This is a genomic window from Mesorhizobium sp. BAC0120, assembly GCF_033542235.1.
Lineage (GTDB): Bacteria > Pseudomonadota > Alphaproteobacteria > Rhizobiales > Rhizobiaceae > JAWRCU01.
Genome location: NZ_JAWRCU010000005.1, coordinates 476,376 through 502,761, shown reverse-complemented (window position 1 = coordinate 502,761; position 26,386 = coordinate 476,376). Strand labels below are relative to the sequence as shown.

At 61.9% G+C, this 26,386-nt stretch carries 26 protein-coding genes; 18 read left to right on the top strand and 8 right to left on the bottom strand.

What is annotated here, in order from left to right; all coding sequences use genetic code 11:
- Positions 1 to 197: 197 nt before the first annotated feature.
- On the bottom strand, positions 198 to 2,027 hold the full coding sequence (locus SAZ10_RS15310; RefSeq protein ID WP_318610105.1) for a sodium:solute symporter family transporter: 1,830 nt from the start codon (positions 2,025 to 2,027) through the stop codon (positions 198 to 200).
- The gene (locus SAZ10_RS15305) at positions 2,020 to 2,226 is read right to left on the bottom strand and encodes a hypothetical protein (RefSeq protein WP_318610104.1); all 207 of its coding nucleotides are present in this window, start codon (positions 2,224 to 2,226) and stop codon (positions 2,020 to 2,022) included. Before SAZ10_RS15305 ends, SAZ10_RS15310 begins: the two co-directional genes overlap by 8 nt.
- 269 nt (positions 2,227 to 2,495) lie before the next feature.
- Here SAZ10_RS15305 and SAZ10_RS15300 point away from each other — a divergent pair, with 269 nt between their 5' ends.
- Positions 2,496 to 3,089, top strand: a complete 594-nt coding sequence (locus tag SAZ10_RS15300; RefSeq protein WP_318610103.1) for a hypothetical protein — start codon at positions 2,496 to 2,498, stop codon at positions 3,087 to 3,089.
- Positions 3,090 to 3,165: 76 nt separating this feature from the next.
- On the opposite strand, the gene SAZ10_RS15295 is transcribed toward SAZ10_RS15300, so the two are convergent.
- Positions 3,166 to 3,372: a DUF2735 domain-containing protein gene (locus SAZ10_RS15295; protein WP_318610102.1), complete on the bottom strand. Its 207-nt coding sequence runs from the start codon at positions 3,370 to 3,372 to the stop codon at positions 3,166 to 3,168.
- Positions 3,373 to 3,656: 284 nt separating this feature from the next.
- On the opposite strand from SAZ10_RS15295, the gene SAZ10_RS15290 reads away from it, so the two are divergent.
- From SAZ10_RS15290 to SAZ10_RS15275, 4 genes are all read left to right on the top strand, one after another.
- Positions 3,657 to 4,694: a glutamine synthetase beta-grasp domain-containing protein gene (locus SAZ10_RS15290; RefSeq protein ID WP_318610101.1), complete on the top strand. Its 1,038-nt coding sequence runs from the start codon at positions 3,657 to 3,659 to the stop codon at positions 4,692 to 4,694.
- A gap of 267 nt (positions 4,695 to 4,961) precedes the next feature.
- Positions 4,962 to 6,740 (top strand): hypothetical protein, encoded by a 1,779-nt coding sequence (locus SAZ10_RS15285; protein WP_318610100.1) that lies wholly within the window; start codon positions 4,962 to 4,964, stop codon positions 6,738 to 6,740.
- Between the two features lie 113 nt (positions 6,741 to 6,853).
- Positions 6,854 to 7,174 (top strand): ATPase inhibitor subunit zeta, encoded by a 321-nt coding sequence (locus SAZ10_RS15280; RefSeq protein ID WP_318610099.1) that lies wholly within the window; start codon positions 6,854 to 6,856, stop codon positions 7,172 to 7,174.
- Positions 7,175 to 7,176: 2 nt separating this feature from the next.
- The gene (locus SAZ10_RS15275; RefSeq protein WP_318610098.1) at positions 7,177 to 7,401 is read left to right on the top strand and encodes a hypothetical protein; all 225 of its coding nucleotides are present in this window, start codon (positions 7,177 to 7,179) and stop codon (positions 7,399 to 7,401) included.
- Between the two features lie 26 nt (positions 7,402 to 7,427).
- On the opposite strand, the gene glnA is transcribed toward SAZ10_RS15275, so the two are convergent.
- The gene (glnA, locus tag SAZ10_RS15270) at positions 7,428 to 8,837 is read right to left on the bottom strand and encodes a type I glutamate--ammonia ligase (protein ID WP_318610097.1); all 1,410 of its coding nucleotides are present in this window, start codon (positions 8,835 to 8,837) and stop codon (positions 7,428 to 7,430) included.
- A 76-nt stretch (positions 8,838 to 8,913) separates the two neighbouring features.
- Positions 8,914 to 9,252: a P-II family nitrogen regulator gene (locus SAZ10_RS15265; protein WP_318610096.1), complete on the bottom strand. Its 339-nt coding sequence runs from the start codon at positions 9,250 to 9,252 to the stop codon at positions 8,914 to 8,916.
- 332 nt (positions 9,253 to 9,584) lie between these two features.
- Between SAZ10_RS15265 and SAZ10_RS15260 the strand changes: the two genes are divergently transcribed.
- The 3 genes from SAZ10_RS15260 (at position 9,585) to SAZ10_RS15250 (ending at position 14,774) form a co-directional block, all read left to right on the top strand.
- Positions 9,585 to 11,099: an NAD(P)H-hydrate dehydratase gene (locus tag SAZ10_RS15260; RefSeq protein ID WP_318610095.1), complete on the top strand. Its 1,515-nt coding sequence runs from the start codon at positions 9,585 to 9,587 to the stop codon at positions 11,097 to 11,099.
- Positions 11,100 to 11,518: 419 nt separating this feature from the next.
- Entirely contained in the window at positions 11,519 to 14,296 is a 2,778-nt protein-coding gene (gyrA, locus tag SAZ10_RS15255) for a DNA gyrase subunit A (RefSeq protein ID WP_318610094.1), read from the top strand.
- Positions 14,277 to 14,774 carry a GNAT family N-acetyltransferase gene (locus tag SAZ10_RS15250; RefSeq protein ID WP_318610093.1) on the top strand — a complete coding sequence of 166 codons (498 nt, stop codon included), beginning with the start codon at positions 14,277 to 14,279 and terminating at the stop codon, positions 14,772 to 14,774. Before gyrA ends, SAZ10_RS15250 begins: the two co-directional genes overlap by 20 nt.
- 29 nt (positions 14,775 to 14,803) lie before the next feature.
- On the opposite strand, the gene SAZ10_RS15245 is transcribed toward SAZ10_RS15250, so the two are convergent.
- Positions 14,804 to 14,935, bottom strand: coding sequence for a hypothetical protein (locus tag SAZ10_RS15245; protein ID WP_318610092.1), 132 nt, complete (start codon positions 14,933 to 14,935; stop codon positions 14,804 to 14,806).
- A 291-nt stretch (positions 14,936 to 15,226) separates the two neighbouring features.
- Here SAZ10_RS15245 and coaD point away from each other — a divergent pair, with 291 nt between their 5' ends.
- The 3 genes from coaD to SAZ10_RS15230 all read left to right on the top strand — a co-directional run bounded on the left by coaD (position 15,227) and on the right by SAZ10_RS15230 (position 16,956).
- Positions 15,227 to 15,727 (top strand): pantetheine-phosphate adenylyltransferase, encoded by a 501-nt coding sequence (coaD, locus tag SAZ10_RS15240; RefSeq protein WP_318610091.1) that lies wholly within the window; start codon positions 15,227 to 15,229, stop codon positions 15,725 to 15,727.
- Between the two features lie 16 nt (positions 15,728 to 15,743).
- Entirely contained in the window at positions 15,744 to 16,331 is a 588-nt protein-coding gene (locus tag SAZ10_RS15235) for a peptidylprolyl isomerase (protein ID WP_318610090.1), read from the top strand.
- A 109-nt stretch (positions 16,332 to 16,440) separates the two neighbouring features.
- Entirely contained in the window at positions 16,441 to 16,956 is a 516-nt protein-coding gene (locus SAZ10_RS15230) for a peptidylprolyl isomerase (RefSeq protein ID WP_318610089.1), read from the top strand.
- 183 nt (positions 16,957 to 17,139) lie between these two features.
- Here SAZ10_RS15230 and SAZ10_RS15225 read toward each other — a convergent pair whose 3' ends face one another.
- Entirely contained in the window at positions 17,140 to 17,784 is a 645-nt protein-coding gene (locus SAZ10_RS15225; protein WP_318610088.1) for a dihydrofolate reductase family protein, read from the bottom strand.
- Positions 17,785 to 17,924: 140 nt separating this feature from the next.
- On the opposite strand from SAZ10_RS15225, the gene queA reads away from it, so the two are divergent.
- Together queA and tgt are read left to right on the top strand one after the other, a co-directional pair.
- A complete protein-coding gene (gene queA / locus SAZ10_RS15220; protein ID WP_318610087.1) occupies positions 17,925 to 19,007 on the top strand; it encodes a tRNA preQ1(34) S-adenosylmethionine ribosyltransferase-isomerase QueA in 1,083 nt (360 codons plus the stop codon).
- A 46-nt stretch (positions 19,008 to 19,053) separates the two neighbouring features.
- Complete coding sequence (tgt, locus tag SAZ10_RS15215; RefSeq protein ID WP_318610138.1) at positions 19,054 to 20,184, top strand: tRNA guanosine(34) transglycosylase Tgt; 1,131 nt, start codon at positions 19,054 to 19,056, stop codon at positions 20,182 to 20,184.
- Positions 20,185 to 20,192: 8 nt separating this feature from the next.
- Here tgt and SAZ10_RS15210 read toward each other — a convergent pair whose 3' ends face one another.
- Positions 20,193 to 20,414, bottom strand: a complete 222-nt coding sequence (locus tag SAZ10_RS15210) for a hypothetical protein (protein WP_318610086.1) — start codon at positions 20,412 to 20,414, stop codon at positions 20,193 to 20,195.
- A 395-nt stretch (positions 20,415 to 20,809) separates the two neighbouring features.
- On the opposite strand from SAZ10_RS15210, the gene SAZ10_RS15205 reads away from it, so the two are divergent.
- The 5 genes from SAZ10_RS15205 (at position 20,810) to SAZ10_RS15185 (ending at position 26,324) form a co-directional block, all read left to right on the top strand.
- Positions 20,810 to 22,222 carry a circularly permuted type 2 ATP-grasp protein gene (locus tag SAZ10_RS15205; RefSeq protein ID WP_318610085.1) on the top strand — a complete coding sequence of 471 codons (1,413 nt, stop codon included), beginning with the start codon at positions 20,810 to 20,812 and terminating at the stop codon, positions 22,220 to 22,222.
- 12 nt (positions 22,223 to 22,234) lie between these two features.
- Positions 22,235 to 23,176 carry an alpha-E domain-containing protein gene (locus SAZ10_RS15200; RefSeq protein ID WP_318610084.1) on the top strand — a complete coding sequence of 314 codons (942 nt, stop codon included), beginning with the start codon at positions 22,235 to 22,237 and terminating at the stop codon, positions 23,174 to 23,176.
- Positions 23,177 to 23,201: 25 nt separating this feature from the next.
- Positions 23,202 to 23,996: a transglutaminase family protein gene (locus SAZ10_RS15195; protein WP_318610137.1), complete on the top strand. Its 795-nt coding sequence runs from the start codon at positions 23,202 to 23,204 to the stop codon at positions 23,994 to 23,996.
- A gap of 41 nt (positions 23,997 to 24,037) precedes the next feature.
- Positions 24,038 to 24,769 carry a proteasome-type protease gene (locus SAZ10_RS15190; protein ID WP_318610083.1) on the top strand — a complete coding sequence of 244 codons (732 nt, stop codon included), beginning with the start codon at positions 24,038 to 24,040 and terminating at the stop codon, positions 24,767 to 24,769.
- A 148-nt stretch (positions 24,770 to 24,917) separates the two neighbouring features.
- Entirely contained in the window at positions 24,918 to 26,324 is a 1,407-nt protein-coding gene (locus SAZ10_RS15185) for an aspartate aminotransferase family protein (RefSeq protein WP_318610082.1), read from the top strand.
- Positions 26,325 to 26,386 lie beyond the last annotated feature (62 nt).

Genomic DNA, 26,386 nt, shown 5'->3' with positions numbered 1-26,386 from the left:
CCGCCGCCGGCTACAACTTCCGCCGCCTCATCCGCTGGCTCAGTCTTTTGCTGTGCCTGATGCTGGCTGCCTTCAGCACTCAGCTTCGCCTCGTATCAACGTGAAATCGCAATAGTTCACGGTCGACTAGGCAACGTGATCTTATCCAGAAGGCCTGCAACGTCTTGCTGCGCTGACCTTCCATTTGGGATCATGTGCTAGCCTTCGTCATCCGGCATGTCGTGAGGCGCGAGGAGCGCCTCGGCAAAGGCGCGTTGAGCTGGTTTCGGGCGAGGCGTCGCGAGGCCCGCCAGGAGGGCGGCCAGCAATGCCACCGGCACGGCAAGGAGAGCGGCCCGATCAATGCCGATGCTTGCCAGATCCGCGAGCCCAGCCCGCTCCAGTGGAGCAAACAGGCCTGGGCTGTACAGGTTGGCAATGGCGAGATAGCCAGCTGTAGCGAAGCCGGTAAGCATGCCGGCAAGCGCACCGAACCAGTTTGCGCGAGGCCACCAGATGCCGACCAGCAGTGCGGGAAAAAGCCCGGAGGCCGAGATCGACAGCGAGATCAACATCAACCTGAAATAATCTGCTGGCGGATGATCTGCCGCGTAGACGGCAAGGACCGTCGCAAGGACAAGCGCGAGGCGCTCGACAAGCAGCCGTCTGGAGACTGACGCGCCCGGCATGACCAGTCGAGAGATGACATCATGGCCCAGTGCGCGGCCGATAGCGAAGATCAGCAGCGAACCGCCGGCGATCGCCGCTACAAGGCAGCCCACACTGACAAGCATCGCGATGAGTGGAGGTGCGCCGGCGATCTGCGGAGCGGCCAGCAGGGCAATTTCGGGCTCGACAGCGAGATCACCGGGCTGCAAGGGACCCGTGCAGGCAATGCCGGCCTGGCTGGCCGGCTCTCGGCAAAGTGTGACCAGCGTCTCGCCATGGGCAATCCAGTCGACCACCCATGGCTGCGAGACGAGTTCCGCGATCGATCCGGCACGTGCGGGACTCTCGACCACGATCCATTTCGCCACCGCCGCCATCGAAGCGCTGGCGACCGAGAACAGGGCCACGAAAAGCAGCGCCCAGGCGATGGACGAGCGCGCAGAGCTTGTCGAGCGCGCCGCCGCCGACCTCTGCAACAGAGACGGGAAGACGGCAATGCCGAGGGTCACGCAGAGGCCCATCCCGGCAAGGCCCCATGGAGGCGCTCGCGAGAGCAGGCCGTAGCCTGAGGCGTTGATTTCATCCAGGCTTGCAGAAGCGGCGACATAGCCGGCGAGCGGCAGCATATGGCCTGTCGTCGCTACGGATATCCATATCGAGGTGAAGGTCAGCGCGGCCAGCATCAGCACGAACTGCAGTACACCGGCCACCGTCAGACCATGCATGCCGCCGAGCAGAGGCGGCGCCAGCATAAGGACCGCGGCGATGACCACAGCAGCGGATGTGCCGATGCCCAGCGTCCAGTTGCCGACCATGCCGGCTACGGAAAGCTCGGCGAGCAGCATAGGAAAGAGCGCCGCGACGGCAATGATGCCGCTAAGCGCCGGAACCGCCTTGCCGCCGAAGCGCTGAGCGAGGAAATCGCCGAGCGACTGTGCAGCGCTTCGGCGGAAATAGGGCGCGAAGAGCACGCCGCTTACAAGGCAGCCGCCGCAAAGCCCAAGGGCCAAAGTCGACATTTCCGCTTCGCCGCGGAAAAACGCGGCAGCAAGCCCAACAGCAAAGACCCCGCCGAACAGCGCTGCAACCGTCGCGGCCGTGTTCTCGGCGGTGGCGATCCGCCTGCCGGCCACGGCGAATTCTGTCCGAGTGATCGTCCTGGTCGAAAGCGCCGCCAACGCCGGCACAACGAGTGCGAAGGCGACGATGAGCCACACAAGGATCGATTGGCTCACGCCGACCTGAGAGAGCGTCTCGACGGCGAGTGCCAACAGTGCAAGGGCGAAGATGAAGGCAACCACGCCCGCAGCGGCACCGCTGCGCGTCGGCCTTACCGGCTCCGCGAGCGTAGCAGGGGATCGCCTGGCCAGATCAACCATCGTCGCGGGACCGTTCGTCTTCAAGGTTCTGGCGAAAGGCTAACCAGAACATCGCCAGCACGAAGGCGGGCAGCCCAACGGGCAGAGCGAGCCCCGCCCGGAATGGCAGGCCGAAGAGCGTCGGCTCGGCATGCGTTTCTGCGAGCGGCAATGCCAGCGAGAACGCCGCCCAGATGATCAGCGCGAGAAGCCCGAACATGATCGTGCGGCTGCGAAAGGAATGTCGCGCTCGGTTATAACGCCTCCTGGCGGCCATGATGAACTTCTCGATTGCCTCGCAACCCGATTAGGCCACACGGCACGGGCGTTGCAAGCCCGAGAAACTGCGTTCGCCGGCAGCTTCTCGACATCATGCTCTGGATCCGACAGTTTCGGTGCATCACGATCTGCTAATGCTTCCGGTTGCGTGCATTACCGGAACTGCTGTGGTAACGGTCGCTTAACCATTGCAGGACCCAGGAGCGGGCCATGTCCGATCCAGCAGAACAGAAAAGCACGAACGGCGCGGTGCGGCTGGTCGAGGCGATCCGCGAGGCCAAGAACGCTGCGGCCGACCGCGAGGACGTCGTGGTGGATTTGCGGGAGGCGCAGAAGACCAGGCTCGAGCTACTTGCGGCCGAGCTTGCCCCGATCTTCGCCGAGGTGCCGGCCGAGATCGGCTTCGACTTCGCCATCTCGTCGGGAATGCAGCCGCGCCTTTGGATCGACGCTGTCAGCCATGTCAGCATGGGTCGCGACCGGCGCACCTATCGCTTCCTGCGGGACACGCGGCTCGGTCGGGTCGTGCTCGCGGAATCGCTCGACATCGGGCCGGTAGCCGACCAAGTGACCCGCTACATTGCAGAGCGGATCGTCGAACGCCAGCGCATGATGGAAGGGGATGTGGAGACAGCGCTGGAGGAACAGCCGACCAAGGCTTTGGAGCGGATCACGGAGCGGCCAACGCGATGGCGCTCGTTCCTGTCGGGCGTCCTCCTCGTGCTGGCGGGTGCCATGGTCGGGCTTGTCGTCACTGCGGCGCTGCTCTGGGACAGGCTCGCTGCGATCGGCAGCCATTTCTGAGCAAGAAAATTGCGGCTCCGAGGGGAGAGCCGCCATTGTGATCGTCGAGCGGAAATCTGGCTTTCGGCCGAAATATCTACTGATTGCGGTCCCGCTTGGCTTCCTCGATCGCAGCTTCGTGATACCAGCCGCCTTCGGATGCGATGTTGGCCGCGCGCCGTGAGCCGAGGCTCACCGGAGAATTCGCCTGGTCGGAATGGCTGCTGTACTTTTCGACCTTCGTCTTCGCCCGCTTGGGGAAGGTATAAATCTTGGCCGACTCATGTCGAACGGTCGTGCTCATGGTCGTTGCTTTCTTCAGTACCGTATCGGCTACTTGAGATAGGAATGAATACCATGACCGCAAGCTATCTGTCCAAAAAAATAGCATCGTGACTAGCATTTAGGCAGTCAGATGGTTTGCCGGTTCCGGCGGCATGTTGCAGCGCACGCGCAAGCCTTGATTTCGGGCAATTTTTGCTGCTGCGCATCGAAGTGGCACGGTTGTTGCTTGGTTAAGGACCGGGATCGGCCCTGGCGGCCGGGAAGTCGCGCTCCCTCCGAGCGCATTGGTAACGAGAGGTCGGAATGACGAAATATCGGCTCGAGTATATTTGGCTGGACGGGTACACCCCGGCGCCGAATCTTCGCGGGAAAACGCAGATCAAGGAATTCGCGGAATTTCCAAAGCTCGAAGAGCTGCCGCTCTGGGGCTTCGACGGGAGCTCGACCATGCAGGCGGAGGGCCGTAGCTCGGACTGCGTGCTGAAGCCGGTTGCGGTCTATCCCGATGCAGCGCGTACGAATGGCGTGCTGGTGATGTGCGAGGTGATGATGCCGGATGGCGTGACGCCGCATCCATCGAACAGCCGCGCGACCATCCTGGACGACCCGGAGGCTTGGTTCGGCTTCGAGCAGGAATATTTCTTCTACAAGGACGGCCGTCCGCTCGGCTTTCCGGAAACCGGCTTTCCGGCACCGCAGGGCCCGTACTACACCGGCGTCGGCTACAAGAATGTCGGCGATATCGCCCGCCAGCTCGTCGAGGAACATCTCGACCTCTGTCTCGCGGCTGGAATCAATCATGAGGGCATCAACGCCGAGGTGGCCAAGGGCCAGTGGGAATTCCAGATCTTCGGCAAGGGCTCCAAGACGGCGGCCGACCAGATGTGGATTGCCCGCTATCTCCTGCTCAGGCTCACGGAGAAGTACGGGATCGACATCGAGTTCCATTGCAAGCCGCTCGGCGACACCGATTGGAACGGCTCGGGCATGCACTGCAACTTCTCGACCGCCTACATGCGCGAGGTGGGCGGGAAGGACTATTTCGAAGCGCTGATGGCCGTTTTCGAGAAGAACCTGCACGACCACATCGCGGTTTACGGCCCGGACAACGACAAGCGTCTGACCGGCAAGCACGAGACCGCGCCGTGGAACAAGTTCAGCTACGGCGTGGCCGATCGCGGCGCCTCAATCCGCGTGCCGCACAGTTTCGTACGCAACGGCTACCGAGGCTATCTCGAGGATCGCCGGCCGAACAGCCAGGGCGACCCCTACCAGATCGCCTCGCAGATACTGAAGACGATCGCGGAAGTACCGGCCAGCGCAGCGGCCAAGGCGGCGTAAGTCAGACTTTCTACCGAAGACTAGAGAACCCCGGCAGCGATTGCCGGGGTTCTTTTTTGCGCGGCAGGCAATCTCCGCCATACCTCCTCGGCGGCATCGACGTTGTCGGTTCAGCAGTGCGTGGGTGAATTATTGCGCGCTTTGTTAAATTAGCGATTCGTGATATAAGATGGCATTTGGCGAGCGACCCTTGATGCTCGCGACGATTGCCCGCGTTCTCCGGCGATTCAGGCTTTTCCGAGGATGAAAAGGCCAGGGGAGGTTCAAATGAGATTGCGCCACGTCCTGCCGCGTGCGGGAGTAGTCGCGCTCGCCTTCGCCGGTCTTGGGACTGGCGTAGCCATCGCGTTTGTCACTCACGGTTCCGTCCAGCCTCCCAAGGCTGTGAAGGCGCAGTCGTCAGATGCTCTTGGGATCGCACATTGCATGTTTGCCGCTGTTGCGCCTCGGCTGCAACCTGCTGAAGCCGCCAAGGCTTATGAGGAGGCTGAACCGCCGCTTTGGAACGACCTGGGGTCGCTGACCTATCCGATCAGCACGAACAACACGGAAGCGCAGGCATATTTCGATCAGGGCCTGCGGCTTGCTGCAAACTTCAACCACGCTGAAGCACAGCGGGCGTTCCGCAAGGCGCAACGGCTCGATCCGAACTGCGCCCTCTGCTTCCTCGGCGAGGCCCTGGTGCTCGGTCCCAATATCAACGTGCCAATGTCGCCCGATGCTAACGCGCCCGCGATTGCGGCGCTGCGTAAGGCGCAGGCACTTGCGGGCGGGGCGAGCGGAAAGGAGAGGGGGCTGATCGAGGCGGTGGCTGCGCGATATTCCGATGACCCGAATGCGGAACGGCTGAAGCTCGACGCCGCCTTTGCCGACGCAATGGCAGCCCTGTCGGACAAATATCCCGATGATCTGGAACTGGCAGTGCTTGCGGCCGAAGCGGAGATGGACACGCAGCCCTGGGACTATTGGCAACCGGGCGGTATGGAGCCGAAGGGGCGGGCTGCCGATATCCAGAAGCGTCTGGAAGGTGTTCTGGCGAAGAGCCCCAATCACCCCTGGGCTATGCACCTCTACATTCATCTCGTCGAAGCGTCAGATCGTCCGGAGCGAGCGGAGCCCTATGCCGACCGGCTCGCCGCGCTCATGCCTGGAGCCGGGCACATCGTCCACATGCCGAGCCATATCTACTTTCGCCTCGGCCGCTATGCGGACTCGATGGAGACCAACAAGGCAGCCTCGAAAGTCGACGAGAACTACCTCACCCAGACGGGCGCGGTCGGCGTCTATCCGATCGGCTACTATTCCCACAACATCCACTTCGTGCTGGTTTCGGCTCAGCTTCTGGGAGACCGCAAGACAGTCCTCGAGCAGGCAGACAAGCTCGACAAATGGCTGAGCAACGATGTGGCAACCGCAATACCGATCGCCCAGCCGGTAAAGGCAGCACCATACTACGCGTGGGCCCAGTATGCGGATCCGGACAAGATCCTCGCCATGCCCGATCCTGCGGGCGCGCCACCTTATGTGAAGGCGATGTGGCATTATGCGAGAGGAACTGCATTCGCGGCCAAGAAAGATGCAGCCGCCGCGCGCGCGGAAGCAGACGCCATTCAGCGCATCGCAACGGACACGGACTGGTCGGAACTGGATGCCTGGCGTGTCCCCGCGCGGCCGGTGCTGGCGGTCGCCGGCGACATCGTTCTTGCGCGCGCCGCACAGGCCGAGGGTGATCAGAACGCGGCCGTGGATGCCCTGAGAAAGGCTGCCGATACTCAAGACACGATCCCTTACACGGAGCCGCCTTACTGGTACTATCCAGTAAGGCAGTCTCTTGGCGCCGCTCTCTTGAAGACAGGGCATCCGGACGAGGCCGAGAAGGAGTTCAATGCGGCATCGGAACGTGAGCGGAAAAGCGCCTGGGTTCTCTACGGGCTCAAGGAGGTAGCGAAGGCGAAGGGGGATGCGGCTGCCGAGCAAAAGGAATCGCAGGAACTCGCCAAGGCTTGGCGCGGCGATCCCGGCATGCTCACGCTCGAGCGGTTGTAAGGCTTTCACACACGCCGCGAAGGGCTAGCCGTCGGAGCGTGCGTTGGCAGCGAAAACTCTTTCTGGCGTCGATTTCGAACCTCGGTAAGGTTCGCAGGCAGGTTGGATTTCTGATGAGCCTCAACGACGACACACTGCGGATGGTGCGTCGCAACATGCTCCTTGGCATATGGGCGGCTAAAGAGCTGGGGCTCGTAGGCGAGAGCGCCGAAGCCTATTCGAGGGATCTCGCCATGGGGACGCTCGATTTCGGTCGCAGCGACGTGCTTTCTAAAATCCGCAGGGATTTCGGCGCCGCTGGCGTGGTCCACTCCGATGAGGAAATTCGCGCCGTCATGGAGAAATTCTGGTTGCAAGCAGCGGGACAGTCAAAGCGAGGAGATGCTCGCGATTCCGCGATAATACAGATTGCACGCAATCTCATTTCAAGATGACTGTGAGTGCTCGGCTTTTCCACGAGAGCTTCGATCTCGCCAAGCAGATCGCCTGCAGGGACGAGATCGGGCTCGACGCCGGACCGTTCGCGCTGGCGGCTGAGTACGACGCCAAAGGCGAGGGGTTGGCCAAAGTGCAGGCGGTCGTCGGTGGTGCGCCCGCCAAGCAACTGGCTAACCTGGTATTGGACGAAGAAGGAACATCGTCAGTTACTACAACAGGATAGCCAGTTGCGAAGGCGCTTTCTCGAGACTAGACCGAATAATACATGTCGTATTCGACCGGATGCGGCGTCATCTCGAAGCGCTGGACCTCCAGCATCTTGAGCTCGATGTAAGAGTCGATCTGGTCGTCGTCGAAGACGCCGCCCGCCTTCAGGAAGCCGCGGTCCTTGTCGAGGCTCTGCAATGCCTCGCGTAGCGAGCCGCACACGGTCGGGATCCTCTTCAGCTCTTTCGGCGGCAGGTCGTAGAGGTCCTTGTCCATCGGCTGGCCGGGATGGATCTTGTTCTTGACGCCGTCGAGACCCGCCATGAGCATTGCCGCGAAGCCGAGATAGGGGTTCGCGCCGGGGTCGGGGAAGCGCACCTCGACGCGCTTCGACTTCGGCGAGGCACCGAACGGAATGCGGCAGGAGGCCGAGCGGTTGCGTGCCGAGTAGGCGAGCAGCACCGGCGCCTCGAAGCCCGGGACCAATCGCTTGTAGGAATTGGTCAGCGGGTTGGTGAAGGCGTTGATCGCCTTGGCGTGCTTGATGATGCCGCCGATATAATAGAGGCAGGTCTCGGAAAGCCCGGAATATTCATTGCCGGCAAAGACCGGCTTGCCGCCCTTCCAGATCGACTGGTGAACGTGCATGCCCGAACCGTTGTCGCCATAGACCGGCTTCGGCATGAAGGTCGCCGTCTTGCCATAGGCGTTGGCAACCTGATGCACGACATATTTGTAGATCTGCATCTTGTCGGCGTTGCGGACCAGCGTGTCGAACTTGAGGCCGAGCTCGTGCTGGGCGGCAGCCACCTCGTGGTGGTGCTTCTCGGTGCGCACGCCCATCTGCGTCAACACCGTCAGCATTTCGGAACGCATGTCCTGGGCGGAATCGATCGGCGGTACGGGGAAATAGCCGCCCTTCATGCGCGGACGGTGGCCGAGATTGCCGGTCTCGTAGTCCGTGTCGTCATTCGAGGGCAGCTCAGCGGCATCGACCTTGAAGCCGGTGTTGTACGGGTCGGCCTTGTACTTCACGTCGTCGAACACGAAGAACTCGGCCTCGGGACCGACATAGATGGTGTCGCCGATGCCCTCGGACTTCATGTAGGCCTCGGCCTTCTTGGCCGTGCCGCGCGGGTCGCGGTTGTAGGCTTCCCCCGAGACCGGATCGAGGATGTCGCAGAAGGCGACCAGCGTCGATTGCGCGAAGAACGGGTCGACATGGGCCGTCTCGGTATCCGGCATCAGCACCATGTCGGATTCATTGATGGCCTTCCAGCCGGCAATCGAGGAGCCGTCGAACATGACGCCATCGGCAAACATGTCCTCGTCGACCTCGACGACGTCCATCGTGACGTGCTGGAGCTTGCCCTTGGGGTCGGTGAAGCGCAGATCGACGAATTTTATGTCGTTGTCCTTGATCTGCTTCATGATGTCTTTGGCTGTGCTCATGTGGGATTCCCTGTTTGAATGATGTTTTTGAAATGAAGACTGAGCCTGAGGAACAATCCGTGGAATAGAGAGGCAGTCAGATGGCGTCCACCCCGGTTTCGCCGGTGCGGATGCGTACGACTTCCTCGATGTTGGAGACAAATATCTTGCCGTCCCCGATGCGCCCGGTCTGGGCGGCTTTGCGGATCGCCTCGATTGCCCCCTCGACGGATTCGTCGGCGAGCACGACCTCTATCTTCACCTTGGGCAGGAAGTCGACGACGTATTCGGCGCCACGATAGAGCTCTGTATGGCCCTTCTGGCGGCCGAAACCTTTGGCCTCGGTGACCGTGATGCCTTGAAGCCCCACTTCCTGGAGCGCTTCCTTAACCTCGTCGAGCTTGAACGGTTTGATGATCGCCTCGATCTTCTTCATGTGACAACCGGCCTCCAATGCCGCTTTGGGACGGGTCTTTCGGGCCCGCTTCGGCGCAACTGATGCACGAACTATGCCAATCCGACCCGCTTTGTGAAGCTGTCTGGTTGACAGCGTTGCCCGAACAGGTTCGCGAGAATGCAAACCAAATCCAGGTGCAGACGCCATAATTTTAATCAACGATCATCTTTGCCTGGTTATTGGGCTGCAAACAATTTGGCCATAGTGCCTATTTCGTAGGCGGATCGGCGACCCTTTTCGTTGGCTCTTGAGTTGTAGACTGGGCGCGTTATCACGGTAAGCCCTTGCTCAAGTCGGGAACACATCGCGCTTTGCCCTTTGAAATCCTCACCCCGACGGAAATGGGCGATGCCGACAGGCTGACCATCGCGTCCGGCTTGATCGACGGCATCGGCCTGATGCGCCGCGCCGGCGATGCGGTGGCTTCGCTGGTGCTCGAGCGCTTTCCCGAAGCGCCCGGCGTGGCCGTGCTTGCCGGACCCGGCAACAATGGCGGCGACGGCTATGTCGTTGCCGAGCGTCTGAGACGGGCAGGCATCGCCGTCACGCTCTGGCGCGCCGATGAGCCGCGGTCGGGGACGGATGCCGCAATCGCAGCGGAAGAATGCAATGTCGCGCCGGAACCGCTCCCGGAGTTTGCGCCGCAGACGGGCTGGGTCATTGTCGACGCGCTGTTTGGTGCGGGGCTCGCGAGGCCTGTCGAAGGCATCTACGCGGAAGCGATCGGCAAGGTGGAGAGGGCGGGCGCCCGCGTCGTTGCCATCGACCTGCCGAGCGGCGTATCGGGTCTAACCGGCGAAGTGCTTGGAATTGCGCCCAGGGCAGAGCTCACGGTGACATTCTTTTGCAAGAAGCCAGGTCATCTGCTCTATCCAGGTCGGGCGCTCTGCGGCGTGACGGTCATCGCCGATATCGGCATTCGCGACGATGTGCTTGCAGCGATCGAGCCGAAGACGGTCGAGAACGATCCGGCCAACTGGATCGCCCATTTTCCCGCGCCAGGTACTGAAACCCATAAGTACGCGCGCGGCCATGTCGCGGTTTTCTGCGGCGGCTTGTCCGCGACCGGGGCGGCGCGGCTTTCGGCCATGGCAGCGGCGCGCACCGGATCCGGGGCGGTCACGTTGCTTTCGCCCGCCAGCGCGCTCGCCGTCAACGCGGCGCATCTGACTTCGATCATTCTCCGCAAATCGGATTCGATCGAGGAGGCCGGCGAGTTCTTGCAGGCGCGCAAGCCGGGGGCGCTCGTTTTGGGGCCGGGCTTCGGCACGAACGACAAGGCCAGCGCATTTGCGCTCGAGCTTATTTCTGCAGCCTCGGGTTACGTCTGCGCCATCGTTTTCGATGCCGACGCGCTGACGATCTTCTCGAAGAAGCGCTCGGAATTCATTGAGAAAGCTAACACAAGCAGTGCACCGGCGCTGGTCCTGACACCGCATGAAGGCGAGTTCGGGCGGCTGTTTCCAGAGCTGGCCCAAAACGGAAGGCTCTCCAAGCTCGACCGTGCAACACAAGCCGCGGCCATGGCGAACTCGGTCATCATCTACAAGGGGCCTGACACGGTGATCGCGGCACCGGACGGGCGCGTGGCGATCAACAGCAACGGCACGCCGCTGCTGGCTACTGCCGGCTCAGGAGACGTGCTGTCGGGTGTTTGCGCAGGCTTGCTCGCGCAAGGCATGCCGGCCTTCGAGGCGGCGTGCGCCGGGGTTTGGATGCATGCGGAGGCGGCGAGAACCTTTGGGCCAGGGTTGATTGCGGAGGACCTGCCGCTTGCCTTGGCGCCTGTGCTTCGGGAGCTTGGGGCTAAATTTGTACTAAGGTGATTTGTCCTGCTTCGCTGCGCTCTTCGCGCCGCCGTCTGTGCCGTCGGACATCTCCTCACAAGGGGGGAGATTGGCTGTCATCAACTGCTTCGCCAATCTCCAAACGTTGGCGATTGGCGAAAACAATGCGGCCGTCCGATCTCCCCGCTTGTGGGGGAGATGTCCGGCAGGACGGAGGGGGCAACGTAGGGCGCGGCGTTCGGCATTCAATCAACTGTGGCAAGGCTGTCATCAGGCGCTCCGGGCACACACTGGTGCCGCAGCTCACGCCAATATCTCTAGCGCGACATTGCGTCCGTACCGATATCTCTTTGAAATTTCGACGGAATTCAGCTCTGGAAAACGACTGTTCGGGTTGGAGAAACCGAGCCAGTTCCTATATAAGGAGCAAGTGATTCTGATAGTGATTGTGACCTGATTTGAGCGACCTGAAGCCACCGTCCGGCCCTGACGGCCCATCCGGCATTGAGCCGATTTCCATCATCGAGGAGATGCAGCGCTCCTATCTCGATTACGCGATGAGCGTGATCGTATCGCGCGCGTTGCCCGATGTTCGCGACGGCCTGAAGCCGGTGCATCGCCGCATCCTCTACGCCATGCAGGAGGGCGGCTTTCACTGGAACCGCAAGCATGTGAAGTCGTCGCGCATCGTCGGCGACGTCATGGGTAAGTATCACCCGCATGGCGATGCGGCGATCTACGACGCCATGGTGCGCATGGCACAGGACTGGTCGATGCGCGCCCCGCTGATCGACGGCCAGGGCAATTTCGGCTCGATCGACAACGATCCGCCGGCGGCCATGCGCTACACGGAATCGCGCCTGGCCAAGGTCGCGCATGAGCTGCTGGAGGATATCGACAAGGAAACAGTCGATTTCCAGGACAACTACGACGCTTCCGAGAAGGAGCCGAAGGTCCTTCCGGCTCGCTTTCCCAACCTTCTCGTCAACGGCTCGGGCGGCATCGCCGTCGGCATGGCTACCAACATGCCGCCGCACAATCTCACTGAGGTTGTCAACGGCACCATCGCGCTGATCGACAACCCGGCGATGGAACTGTCCGATCTCATCGAGCACATTCCCGGACCGGACTTTCCGACCGGCGGCATCATTCTCGGTCGCTCCGGCATCTACAACGCCTATTCGACCGGCCGCGGCTCGATCGTCATGCGCGGCAAGGTGCATATCGAGGAGATGCGCGGTGACCGCGAGGCGATCATCGTCACCGAAGTGCCGTACCAGGTCAACAAGGCCGCGATGATCGAGAAGATGGCCGAGCTGGTACGCGAGAAGCGCATCGAAGGCATCTCCGACATTCGCGACGAGAGCGACCGGCAGGGCTATCGCGTCGTCATCGAGCTCAAAAGGGACGCGAATGCCGATGTGATCCTCAACCAGCTCTATCGCTTCACGCCCCTGCAGACCTCGTTCGGCGCCAATTTCGTGGCGCTCAACGGCGGCAGGCCCGAGCTCATGACGCTGCTCGACGTGCTCAGGGCCTTCATCTCCTTCCGCGAGGAAGTGGTGAGCCGGCGCACGAAGTTCCTCCTGCGCAAGGCGCGCGAGCGCGCACACACGCTTGTCGGCCTTGCGATCGCCGTCGCAAATATCGATGAGGTGATCAGGCTGATCCGCAATGCGCCAGACCCGACCTCCGCGCGCGAGCAGTTGATGGAGCGGCGCTGGCCGGCCGCCGATGTCGAGGCGCTGATCCTGCTGATCGACGACCCGCGCCACCGGATCAACGAGGACGGCACCTATTACCTTTCCGAAGAGCAGGCCCGCGCCATCCTGGCGCTGCAGCTGTCGCGGCTTACTGCCCTCGGCCGAGACGAAATTGCCGACGAGCTCAACAAGATCGGCGTGGAAATCAAGGACTTCCTCGACATCCTTTCGTCGCGCGCGCGCATTCAGGGCATCGTCAAGGACGAGCTTGCCAAGGTGCGCGACGAGTTCGGCAATCCACGTCGCACCGAGATCGGAGAATCCGGCGCCGACATGGAGGACGAGGACCTCATCCAGCGCGAGGATATGGTCGTAACGGTCACGCATGAGGGCTACATCAAGCGCGTGCCGCTGTCGCTCTACCGGGCGCAGGCAAGGGGCGGCAAAGGCCGTTCCGGCATGTCGACCAAGGACGAGGATTTCGTCACGCGGCTGTTCGTCGCCAATACCCATACCCCGATCCTGTTCTTCTCTTCGCGCGGCATCGTCTACAAGGAGAAGGTCTGGCGCATGCCGATCGGCAATCCGCAGTCGCGCGGCAAGTTCCTGCGCAACTTGCTGCCGCTGGAAGAGGGCGAGCGCATCACCACGATCATGCCGTTGCCGGAAGACGAGGCGAGCTGGGGCGAGCTCGACGTGATGTTCGCCACCACGCGCGGCACGGTGCGTCGCAACAAGCTGTCCGACTTCGTCCAGGTGAACCGCAACGGCAAGATAGCCATGAAGCTCGAGGAGGCGGGCGATGAGATCCTCGGGGTAGAAACCTGCGCGGACAATGATGACGTGCTGCTTACTGCCGGCAGCGGACAGTGCATCCGCTTCCCGGTGAGCGACGTGCGCGTCTTCGCCGGGCGCAACTCGATCGGCGTGCGGGGTATCGCGCTGGGCGAGAACGACCGGGCGATCTCGATGACTATCCTGGAGCATGTCGATGCGGATGCCTCGGAGCGTTCGGCCTATCTGAAGCGAGCCGGCGCTGAGCGGAAGGCTGCCGGCGCCGACGAGGAAGACATCGCGCTCACCAATGAGGAGGTCGGCGAGGAGGCCGTGCTATCCGACGAGCGCTACGAGTTCCTCAAGGCGCATGAGCAGTTCGTGCTCACCGTCACGGAGCGTGGCTACGGCAAGCGTTCTTCCTCGTACGACTTCCGCCTGACCGGACGCGGCGGCAAGGGCATCCGTGCCACCGATGTCTCCAAGACGGCGGAGATCGGTCGGCTGGTCGCCGCCTTCCCGGTGGCCCATGAAGATCAGATCATGATGGTGTCGAACGGCGGCCAGGTCATACGTGTGCCGGTCGCCGGCATTCGCATTGCGAGCCGCGCCACCAAAGGTGTGACGATATTCAATACCGCCGATGGCGAGACGGTGGTTTCCGTCGAGCGCATTCCCGAGCCCCAGGAGGGCACGAATGGCGCAAACGGGGGGAACGGGGCTTCGGGCGGAGAGTCCGGTGGCGAAGGGAGCGCCTGACAAGGGCGGCGAAAGTGTCCGCATCAGACTCGCCACTGCCGGCGACCTCGATGCGATCGTGGCGCTGACCGAGTCTGCCTACGCGCCCTATACCGAGCTGTTTGGCGCGCCGCCTCTGCCGGTGACTGAGGATTACGGTCCTCATATCGAGTGCGGCGGCGTATGGCTCCTCGAAGAGGACAATCGGCTGGCAGGACTTATCGTCCTGGAGGAGGAGCCGGACCAGATGCTGATCTTCAGTGTTGCAGTCGCGCCTGAGTTCCAGGGCAAGGGCTACGGGATCAAGCTTCTCACATGGGCTGAGAAAGAGGCGAGGGAGGACGGCTTCGACCAAATTCGCCTGTTCACCAACGCGCGGATGGAGCGCAACATCGCGCTCTACAGGTCGTTCGGATACAGCGAGACGGGACGCCGGCCGAACAGCCGGCGCCCCGGTTGGATTCTCGTCGACATGGTCAAGAAGATCGACGCTGCGTGAACTCCGCTATTCACGCTCGTTCAGCAAGGTCAATGCCGAAAGCCGAAACGGTCAATCCGTTGTTCCTCGAACCTTTTTTGAGCTGCCTCCTCTTGCAGGCCGAGGAAAGTGGCGATCAGCATGGCGATTGTCATTGCGGCTGCGAGCATCAAGATCAACATGGCTCTGTTCTCCTGTGCTTTACAACGGACGCGTCGTTGTTTGGTTTCAAATCCGTCTGGAGGCGGCGATCACAGGGGATTTACTCCGCTGGAACTGAACGCCTGCTGATGCGGTCGTTCAGAGAATTTTCAGGTTGGCGATCGACCGCCGAAAATTTGCGGTGGACTATTCCTGTTCATCACGTCCGCTGAGACTATGCGCGACCCCTCTCAACATCTTTCGGATTTGCGCCGGTTTTCTCGAAAAACCGCTTCGCACTTTCACAGGCCATGCTTTAGAACCGGCCTGTCATGACAAAGCGCGTCGCCATCTACGCCGGTTCGTTCGACCCTCCGACCAACGGGCATCTCGATGTCCTGAAGGGCGCGCTGGCGATCGTCGACAAGGTCGTGATCGCGATCGGTATTCACCCCGGCAAGGCGCCGCTGTTCTCCTTTGATGAGCGCGTCGCATTGATCAGGCAGGTAGCACAGAGCGAGTTGAAGGCAGACAATGGCCGCCTCGAAGTTGTGGCCTTCGACGGCCTTCTCGTCGAGGCGGCGCGCGCCAACGCTGCCTCGATCCTGATTCGCGGGCTGCGCGACGGCACCGACCTCGATTACGAGATGCAGATGGCCGGCATGAATGAGACGATGGCGCCGGACCTGCAGACGGTATTCCTGCCGGCGAGCCCTTCGGTGCGTACGATTACCGCCACACTTGTCAGGCAGATTGCCTCGATGGGCGGCGATGTGCGCCCGTTCGTTCCCTCGGCCGTCGCGGGGGCGCTCAACAAGAAATTTCCCAGGTAGCTCTCAGGAGAAATAGATGTCGTTTTCGAAGTTCGCTTCGGCGATCGCCTTCCTTGCTATTCTTTTCGGCTCCTCGCTCGCCGCGCGCGCGGCCGATCCTGAGAATACCATGATCATCACGCTCAAGGACGGGGATGTGACGATCGCGCTCAGACCCGACCTCGCGCCAAAGCATGTCGCGCAGATCAAGAAGCTGGTGCGCGAGGGCGCTTATGACAATGTCGCCTTCCACCGCGTCATCGGCGGTTTCATGGCGCAGACCGGCGACGTGCAGTACGGCAATATGAAGTCCGGATACAATGCCGACGCGGTCGGCACAGGCGGCTCGAAACTGCCTGATCTTCCTGCGGAATTCTCCAAGGAGCATTTCGAGCGCGGCGTGGTCGGCATGGCTCGTTCCCAAGATCCCAACTCGGCCAATTCGCAGTTCTTCATCATGTTCGCGCCGGCCCCTTCGCTTGACGGCCAATATACGATCGTCGGCAAGGTCGAGAGCGGCATGGAGCATGTCGATAAGATCGCCAAGGGCGACGAGGCGCAGAACGGAATGGTTGCGGAGCCCGACCGCATGATGAAGGTGCGCATCGCGGCTGACGGCAAGTAAGCGACAGTCCCGGAGCATCATTGCTTTTTCGGGAAAAGCGGCGTTCAAGGAAATGATATGCGGGCCGGGTCCCTATCCCCGGCTCGAACAGCCAGGACAGGAAGGCGAAATGGCCGAAATCAAGGACCCTGAAAACACCATTCTCATGGACACGACCACGGGCAAGGTGGTGATCGAGCTCTTCCCCGATCTCGCGCCCGGCCATGTCGCTCGTATCAAGGAGCTGACGCGAGAGGGTGCCTATGATGGCGTCGTGTTCCACCGCGTCATCGACGGCTTCATGGCGCAGACCGGTGACGTGCGCTACGGCAAGTCGGATTCGCCGTCATTCGCCCCGTCGCGCGCAGGCATGGGCGGCTCGGACAAGCCGGACCTCAAGGCCGAGTTTTCCAACATGAACCACGGCCGCGGAACCTGCTCGATGGCACGCGCGCAGAACCCGAACTCGGCGAATTCGCAGTTCTTCATCTGCTTCGAGGATGCAAGCTTCCTCAACCGGCAGTACACGGTCTGGGGGCAGGTGATCGAAGGCATGGAGAATGTCGACAAGATCAAGCGCGGCGAGCCGGTGAAGGACCCTGACAAGATCGTGTCTATGAAGGTCGCGGCGGACGCCGCGGCCTGAAGTTCTTTCCTTCTCCCCGTTGACAGTGAGAAGGTGGCCCGAAGGGCGCAGTTTCTAGCTCGGCAAACTTGGCGCTGCGTTGCGTAGTGCATGTGGAAGGCGCTACATTGACGACTCCCTCCCCACAAGGGGGAGGGAGGCACCGGCGCGGCGCCACTTCAAATTGCGGTTTTGCGCTGCGGCTCAATGCTTCGTCAGCACGACATGCATGGCGTGGTCGGCTGCCGCGCGTTCCGTGACAGACCAGCCCATGGCCGGAAGGTCCAGTCCGGCAAACAGCGCTTCACCGCGGCCGAGCATGATTGGCGAGACAGCCAGGTGCATCTCGTCGATTGCACCGGCGACCAGGTACTGACGCATCGTCGAAACGCCTCCCATGATATTGACGTCGAGCCCGCCGGCTGCCGCCGCTGCACGCTCGAGTGCAGCCTCAACTCCTTCGGTGACGAAGTGAAAGGTGGTGCCGCCTTCCATCTCTATTGGCGAGCGCGGATAATGCGTCAGCACGAAGACCGGCGCGTGATAGGGAGGATTGTTGCCCCACCATCCCTTCCACGACTCATCAGGCCATGGGCCGCGTATCGGCCCGAACATATTGCGCCCGAGAATGAAGGCGCCTGCACCCTTCAACATGGCGGCGGCATACTGGTCGTCCGTGTCGGACGATCCACCTGCTTGCCCGGTCATTGCGTGGAAGGTTCTTGTCCCCATTAACCACTTGTGCAGTTCCTCTCCCTTTTTGCCGAGCGGGTGCTCGAGGCTCTGCTCTGGGCCTGCCCCGAAGCCGTCAAGCGAGATGGAAAAGCCGCGGACCCTTACCTTAGGCATGGTGGCGCCTTGACTGGTTGTGCGATTAGAAAACGGTATCATGACTGATTGCGAGTCGCAATCAGTCTATCAGATGCATGGACGGTGATCCGGTGATCCAGGGGTGGCAGATTGACCGGGATCAGGCTATCTGCCGCGGCATGAAAGTGGATTTGTTCGATTTCGAGCTTCCGGAGGACAGCATCGCTCTGCGTCCCGCCGAGCCCCGGGATGCGGCACGGCTGCTGGTCGTGCAGCCAGGGCAGCGCTTCGACGACCGGCATGTGCGCGATCTCCCGGATCTATTCGCTCCGGGCGATGTGCTCGTCTTCAACGATACGAAGGTCATCCCTGCCCAACTCGCCGGCATTCGGCAGCGCGGGGAGAATGTCGCTGAAATCGATGCGACACTGCACATGCGCATTTCTGCGGACCGCTGGAAGGCGTTCGTCAGGCCGGCTAAGCGGCTCATCGTCGGCGATCGCATCAGCTTCGGCCATGACAGCAACGTGTGCTTTCTGGGCAAGCTTGAAGCAACGGTCGCGGAGAAGGGCGAGGCGGGCGAAGTAACGCTCGCCTTCGATCTTTCCGGCGCTTTTCTCGATGAGGCGCTGCAGGCCGTCGGTCACGTGCCGCTGCCGCCCTATATCGCTTCGAAGCGCCCGGAGGACGAGCGCGACCGCAGCGACTACCAGACCATCTATGCGCGCGAGGAGGGCGCCGTCGCGGCGCCGACCGCCGGGCTGCACTTCACGCCGGCGCTGTTCGACGCGCTCGACCGACGCGGCGTGAAGCGCGTCTTCGTAACGCTGCATGTCGGGGCGGGGACATTCCTGCCGGTCAAGGCCGACGACACGGTCGAGCATAAGATGCATGCCGAAAGCGGTACAGTGCCGGCCGAAGTGGCCGATGTCGTGAATGCGGCGCAGGCGCGCGGGAACCGCATCGTCGTTGTCGGCACGACCTCGCTGCGGTTGCTCGAAACGGCGGCCTCGGAGGACGGGAAGCTGTCTGCCTGGTCGGGTTCGACCGACATCTTCATCACGCCGGGATATCGGTTCAGGGTGGTCGACGCGCTGATGACAAATTTCCATCTGCCGCGTTCGACCCTGTTCATGCTGGTGTCCGCGTTCTCGGGACTTGAGACGATGCGCGCAGCCTACGCCCATGCGATCGAGGAAGGCTATCGCTTCTACTCTTATGGCGATGCCAGCCTGCTGTTTCCCTTGAAGGAAGGACGATGATGGCAAGCTCTTCCCCAATGCGATCTTCCTTCAGAGTATCATGCTGATGGAGCGGGAGTTCTCCTTCCGTCTGCTCGCCACCGATGGCTTGGCGCGGCGCGGAGAAATCGTCATGCCACGCGGTTCCGTGCGCACACCCGCTTTCATGCCGGTCGGCACCGGCGGCACGGTGAAGGCAATGTACATGGACCAGGTGCGGGCTGCAGGCGCCGACATCATCCTCGGCAACACATATCACCTGATGCTCAGGCCCGGTGCGGAGCGCGTGGCGCGCCTCGGCGGCCTGCACGAGTTCGCGCGCTGGCCGGAACCGGTTCTCACCGACTCTGGCGGCTTCCAGGTGATGTCGCTGGCCCAACTCAGGAAGCTGGACGAGAAGGGAGTGACTTTCCAGTCGCATATCGACGGGGCACGCTACGAACTGACGCCGGAGCGCTCGATCGAGATCCAGGGCCTGCTCGATTCCGACATTCAGATGCAGCTCGACGAATGTGTCGCGCTGCCTGCGTCGGAGGCCGAGATCGAGCGGGCGATGGAGCTTTCGCTGCGCTGGGCCGAGCGCTGCAAGGCCGCTTTTGGAGAGCAACCCGGCAAGGCGATGTTCGGGATCGTGCAAGGCGGCGATGTCGGCCGGCTGCGCGAACGCTCGGCCGAAGCGCTCGCCGCAATGGGCCTCAAAGGCTATGCGGTCGGCGGGCTCGCTGTCGGCGAGCCGCAGGAGGTCATGCTCGACATGCTCGAGCTGACCTGTCCACTGCTGCCGACGGACAAGCCCCGCTATCTGATGGGCGTCGGCACGCCCGATGACATAGTGAAATCGGTGGCGCGGGGTATCGACATGTTCGACTGCGTCATGCCGACCCGCGCGGGCCGCCACGGACTTGCCTACACAAGACGCGGCAAGGTCAACCTGCGCAATGCTCGCCATGCCGAGGACCCGCGTCCGCTCGACGAAGAGAGCGACTGCCCGGCCGCGCGGGACTATTCCAGAGCCTACCTGCACCATCTCGTCAAATCCGGCGAGGCGCTCGGCGCCATGCTGCTCACCTGGAACAACGTCGCCTATTACGAGCGGCTGATGCAGGACATTCGCGACGCGATCAGCGGCGGACGGTTCGTCGATCGCGCCGCGGAGATCAAGGAGGGCTGGGCGAGGGGTGACCTTGCGCCCCGCTGAACCCCAGCTCAGGAATCTCTGCGCCAGTTCGCCGGCGGGAAGGGGATCGGCGCATCCCCACTCTCTTTTCCGCAGTCCCTTGCGTTGAGAAAAGCCGTCAGTTCCTGTGCTTCCTGGAGGGTTGCAGCGGTCAGAATTCGACCCTCGAACATAGCGGGAACGCCAGCCTGATTGTCCCACACGACAAATTGCTCGCATGGGTCCAAAATATAGTCGAAACGCGGCTTCACGCTGGTCTTCCTCCTCTCTTTCAGTCGGGAGGATGTCGGCCGGCCTGCAGAAGGCCTGGCTCTCAAGGTCCGGCATCACGCAAGCACAGCATAGCTTGCATGTGGCTACCCGCTAATGCCGCAATTCGATCTACTTCGGAGGACTGCGCTATGTGCTTAGCGTTCTTGCAGTCCTGATACTGCTGCGATTTCAGTTTCGCCGACGGTTCTTTTGCCGCTCGTCCTCCCTTGGCGCCATCGCTGAAATCGAAAGCGGTTGCTGCCAAATTGCCGGGCAAACTGCCCGGCTAGTGTGCAGTGCGAAGGTAATGGGCGCTCGGGGCTCGACCTTGATGCGATTGAGCTTGCAATTCCTGCAACGTGTCAGTGAAATGACAACGTAGGGGAGTTACCGCTTGGTAGCGTTCGACGAGATGCGTCCGGACAATTCCGGATTGCGCAGGCCTTATTCGGGGTACGATGACTGGCTGAAAGCGCAGGACCCTGCGCGGCTCACCGAAAAAACGCGTGATGCCGAGCGCGTGTTCCGCAAGACCGGCATCACCTTTGCCGTCTCTGGCGATGCGGAGTCGGCCGAGCGGCTGATCCCGTTCGACATCGTGCCGCGGATCATCTCCGGTTCGGAATGGCGGCGACTGACGCTCGGCATCGAGCAGCGAGTGCAGGCCCTCAACGCATTCCTCGACGACATCTACCACCGCCAGGAGATCCTGCGCGCCGGCCGTATCCCGAAGGAGTTGATAGCCCGGAATGACGCCTTCCTGCCTGAGATGATCGGCATGAGGCCGCCCGCCGGCGTCTATACGCACATCATCGGCGTCGACATCGTCAGGACCAGTGAGGACGAGTTCTTCGTGCTGGAGGACAATGCACGCACGCCGTCCGGCGTCTCCTACATGCTGGAAAACCGCGAGACAATGATGCAGCTCTTCCCGGAGCTGTTCCAGCGCGTGCGAGTGAGGCCGGTTGAAAACTATCCGCGGCTCTTGCGGCAGTCGCTCGCCGCGGTCGGCCCCAGCAATCTCAAGGAGCCACCGCGCATCGCAGTGCTGACCCCTGGGCTCTACAATTCCGCCTATTTCGAGCATGCATTCCTGGCCGACCAGATGGGCGTCGAGCTCGTTGAGGGAACCGACCTGCGCGTCGTCGAAGGCCATGTCGCGATGCGCACGACCGAGGGCTACAAGAAGGTCGATGTGCTCTATCGCCGCGTCGACGACGCTTTCCTCGACCCGCTTACCTTCCGGCCGGATTCGGCCCTCGGCGTGCCGGGCCTCATGGACATCTACCGCGCCGGCAACATCACCATCGCCAATGCGCCGGGGACGGGCATCGCCGACGACAAGGCGATCTACTCGTATATGCCCGAAATCATCGAGTTCTACACGGGACGCAAGGCCATGCTGGAGAACATCCGGACCTGGCGTTGCTCCGAGCCTGACAGCCTGAAATACGTGCTGGAGCATATCGACGAGCTGGTGGTCAAGGAGGTCCACGGTTCCGGCGGCTACGGCATGCTGGTCGGGCCGACAGCGTCGAAGAAGGAGCGGGAGGGATTCGCCAAGAAGCTTCAGGCGCGTCCGAGCAACTATATCGCGCAGCCCACACTTTCGCTTTCGACCTGCCCCATTCTTACCGAAGCCGGGCTTGCACCGCGCCATGTTGACTTACGACCGTTTGTGCTTGTCTCCGACCGAATTCAAATCGTGCCGGGTGGGCTGACGCGGGTGGCGCTCAAGGAGGGATCGTTAGTGGTCAATTCCTCCCAAGGCGGAGGGACCAAAGACACCTGGGTGCTTGATGACTGAGAAGGCCCATTAATGCTCCTCGGTCGCACGGCGAACGGCCTCTATTGGATGAATCGGTACATTGAGCGTGCCGAGAATATGGCGCGCTTGGTGGATGCCGGTTTGAGAATGGCATTGACGAGGAGCGAGAGCGCCTCCGACGAGTGGACGTCCGTGGTAGTAAGCGCCGGTGCTGAAGATGCTTTCAGGGCCAAGTACAACGAATTTACCGCAGCGACGGTCTCCGACTTCCTGTTGCGCGATGCCGGCAACCCTTCGAGCGTGATGTCGTCGATCGAGACGGCCCGCAACAACGCGCGCATGGTGCGCACGGCTCTCACCCGCGACACGTGGGAGTCGATCAACGAGGCTTGGATGTCGTTGAAGCGCATGCTTGCGGGCCAGGTCGACGCCCCCGACCTGCCGAAGGTGCTCGATGCGATAAAGCGTGAGACGTCGCTGATCCGCGGCACGTTTCACGGCACAATGCTCAGGAACGAAATCTTCGACTTCTCGCAGATCGGCACCTTCGTAGAGCGCGCCGACAATACGGCCCGCATTCTCGATGTGAAATACTACGTACTCCTGCCATCGATCTCCTGGGTCGGCTCCTCGCTCGACAACTACCAATGGGAATCGATCCTGCGCTCGGTGTCGGCGCACCGCTCTTACCGCTGGGTCTACGACACCGAATACAAGCCGACGAACATAGCCGACTACCTTATCCTCAATGCACGCATGCCGCGTTCGCTCACTTTCTGCTATCGCAGCATATCGACCAGCCTGAACCTGCTTGCCGGGGACTATGGCGTGCGCCACGCCTGCCACGATACGGTCGAGAAAACCCTGGCAAGGATCAGGGTGGGCTCGATCAAGGACATTTTCGACACCGGCCTGCACGAGTTCCTTGACGCCTTCATCGCCGACAACAATCGTCTTGGAGACCAGATCGCCCAAGACTATGGGTTCTGCTGATGCCGCTTTCATCGAGCACATCGCCATGTGGTTGAAGATCAACCACCGCACCGAGTACAGCTACGACCGACCGCTTTCTTATGCATTGCAGCGACTGCGGCTTTTTCCGCTGAGCGGCCCGCTGCAGATCGTCCGCTCCTGGTCGTTGTCGATCGCAGGGGCCAAGGAAGAGGTGCGCTTCATCGATCATTTCGGCAATGACACGCGGCTGATCAGCGTCGAAGGCGAGCCGCATGCGATCGGTATCGAGGTGACCGGCGAGGTTGAGACCGTCAATAAAGCTGGCATGGCGGGTCCGCAGCGCGGCTTCGCGCCGCTGTGGCTGTATCTGCGCGACACGCCGCTGACGGCACCGAGCGAGGCTATTGAGGCGCTCGCCGCGACGGTTGCCGAGGGATCCGATCTTGACTGCCTCCATAGGCTGATGGCGGCAATCCGCGAGCGCGTCGCCTATGCCGTCGGTACGACGGACAGCGACACCGCTGCAGAGGAGGCGCTTTCGAAGGGCCGCGGCGTTTGCCAGGACCATGCCCATATCTTCATCTCGGCCGCGCGGCTGAACGGCTTCCCGGCGCGCTATGTGAGCGGCTATCTGATGGTCGACGGCGTCGCCGAGCAGGCGGCAAGCCACGCCTGGGCAGAAGCACATGTCGAAGCGCTGGGTTGGGTCGGCTTCGACGTCGCCAATGGAATCTCGCCGGATGAGAACTATGTGCGGATCGCGACCGGCCGCGATTATCGCGACGCCATGCCCGTTTCCGGAATTCGGCTGGGGCAAGCCTCGGAGCAGCTTGCGGTCCGCATTACAGTGGAGCAGTAATCCTGCGAGCCGTAGAGTGGACGATTCTGCGAAGTTGCCAGATGACCTATTGCGTGGGCCTGAGGATTGACGATGGGCTGGTGTTCATGTCGGACACGCGCACGAATGCCGGCGTCGATTCCATCTCGACCTTCCGAAAGATGCATGTCTGGTCGGAACCCGGCGAGCGGGTGATCGTGCTGCTGGCTGCAGGCAACCTCGCCACCACTCAGTCGGTGGTGAGCCTGCTCGACGAGCGCACGAAAGCCATATCGGAGCGCACGCCGACGCTGCTCGAGACGCCCTCGATGTACCAGGCGGCGCGGCTTGTCGGGAACACTTTGAGGGAGGTGATCGCAAGCTCGGCGCCGGAGGGCCAGACCGCAGAATCCTATTTCAATGCCTCGTTCATCGTCGGCGGTCAGATCCGTGGCTCCGAGCCACGCCTCTTCATGATCTATCCGGAAGGCAATTTCATCGAGGCCAGCGATGATACGCCGTTTTTCCAAATCGGCGAGACGAAGTACGGCAAGCCGATCATCATACGCGCCTATGATCGCACGATGAGCTTCGCCGAGACTGTAAAGCTGCTGCTCGTATCCTTCGATTCGACGCTAAAGTCGAACCTCTCGGTCGGCCTGCCGATCGATCTCTTCTTCTATGAAAAGGACACTCTGAAGCCAGGGCTGAAGAAGCGCATCGACCGCGACGATCCATATTACCGGACCATCTCCGAAGGCTGGTCGGACGCCTTGAAGAACGCTTTCAAGAGCCTGCCGGATTTTCCTGAATGACTGTTTGAGAAGCTTCTCCGCCGGGCTTCAGCTGGGATCGCTATCTGCCTGATTTCGGCCGCAACGGATTCCCATTTCTTGGAATTGCGTTGTAGCACCCATCGCCGATCACAACGGTGCGGCCTTTGCACTACCGGGAGGGAGTTCGATGGATTGGCAGGAGTTCCGCGACTGGTCGCACAAAGCGGCCGAGTGGGGTGCCGACTACCGCGCGGGGCTGCGCGAACGGCCGGTCAGGGCCAAGACCGCCCCCGGCGACATTGCCGCGGCAATTGCCGCCTCGCCGCCCGAGAGGGCGGAACCGATGGCCGAGATTTTCGCGGATTTTGAAAAGACGATCGTGCCGGGCATGACGCATTGGCAGCATCCACGCTTCTTCGCCTATTTCGCGGCCAATGCCGCGCCGGTCTCAGTCGTTGCAGAGTATCTCGTGTCCGCGATGGCGGCGCAGTGCATGCTCTGGCAGACCTCACCTGCGGCAACCGAGCTCGAGACCAGGATGATCGACTGGCTGCGGCAGGCTCTCGGACTGCCCGACGGTTTCTCCGGCGTGATCCAGGACTCTGCCTCGTCGGCGACGCTCGCCGCGGTGCTGACGATGCGTGAGCGCGCGCTCGCCTGGGCCGGCAACCGCAAAGGGCTCGCCGGACAGAAGGCGCCCAGGGTGTATTGCTCGGACCAGGTCCACACCTCGATCGACCGCGCGATCTGGGTTGCCGGCATCGGCGAAGAGAATCTCGTGAAGCTGCCGGGCAAGGGGAAACTGCGCGGCATGGACCCTGCTGAACTCGAAGCGGTGGTCATACGGGATCGCGCCGCCGGACTACTCCCGGCCGGCGTCGTCGCATCGGTCGGCGGCACCAGCGTCGGCGGAACAGACGATGTCGCGGCAGTCGCAGAGATCGCGGGCCGTCAAGGTCTTTACCTCCATGTCGACGCCGCCTGGGCTGGCGCCGCCATGATCTGCCCCGAGTTCCGGCACTACTGGGCGGGCGCGGAGCAGGCGGATTCGATCGTCTTCAACCCGCACAAGTGGCTCGGGGCGCAGTTCGACTGCTCCGTTCATCTGGTGCGCAACCCTGACAGCCTGGTGAGGACGCTCGCAATCAAGCCGGAGTATCTGAAGACGCATGGCCGCGACGGCATCATCAACTATTCGGAATGGACTGTGCCGCTCGGCCGGCGGTTCCGCGCGTTGAAGCTCTGGTTCCTGCTTAGAGCGCACGGCCTCGAAGGATTGCGGCAGATGATCCGCAATCACGTCGCCTGGAGCGGGAAGCTTGCCGAAAGGCTGCGCGCCCATGCGGATTTCGAGATCGTCTCGGAGCCGGTGCTGTCGCTGTTTTCGTTCCGGCACAAGCCGCCACCAGGCGTGGATGCCGATGAGCACAACCTCGCGCTGGTAGGCGCAATCAACGAAGACGGCCGCATCTACCTCACGCAGACCCGGGTCGACGGCCGTGTCGCGATCCGCTTCCAGGCCGGGCAGTTCGAGACGGAGGAGCGGGACGTCGCGTTGGCCTATGAGGTGATCACCGAGATCGCTGCAGGCTGATTTCCGGTTCGCCGGGCGCATCGCTCTGAAAAGTGCTTGCAAAGCCACCTTCAAAGCGACGA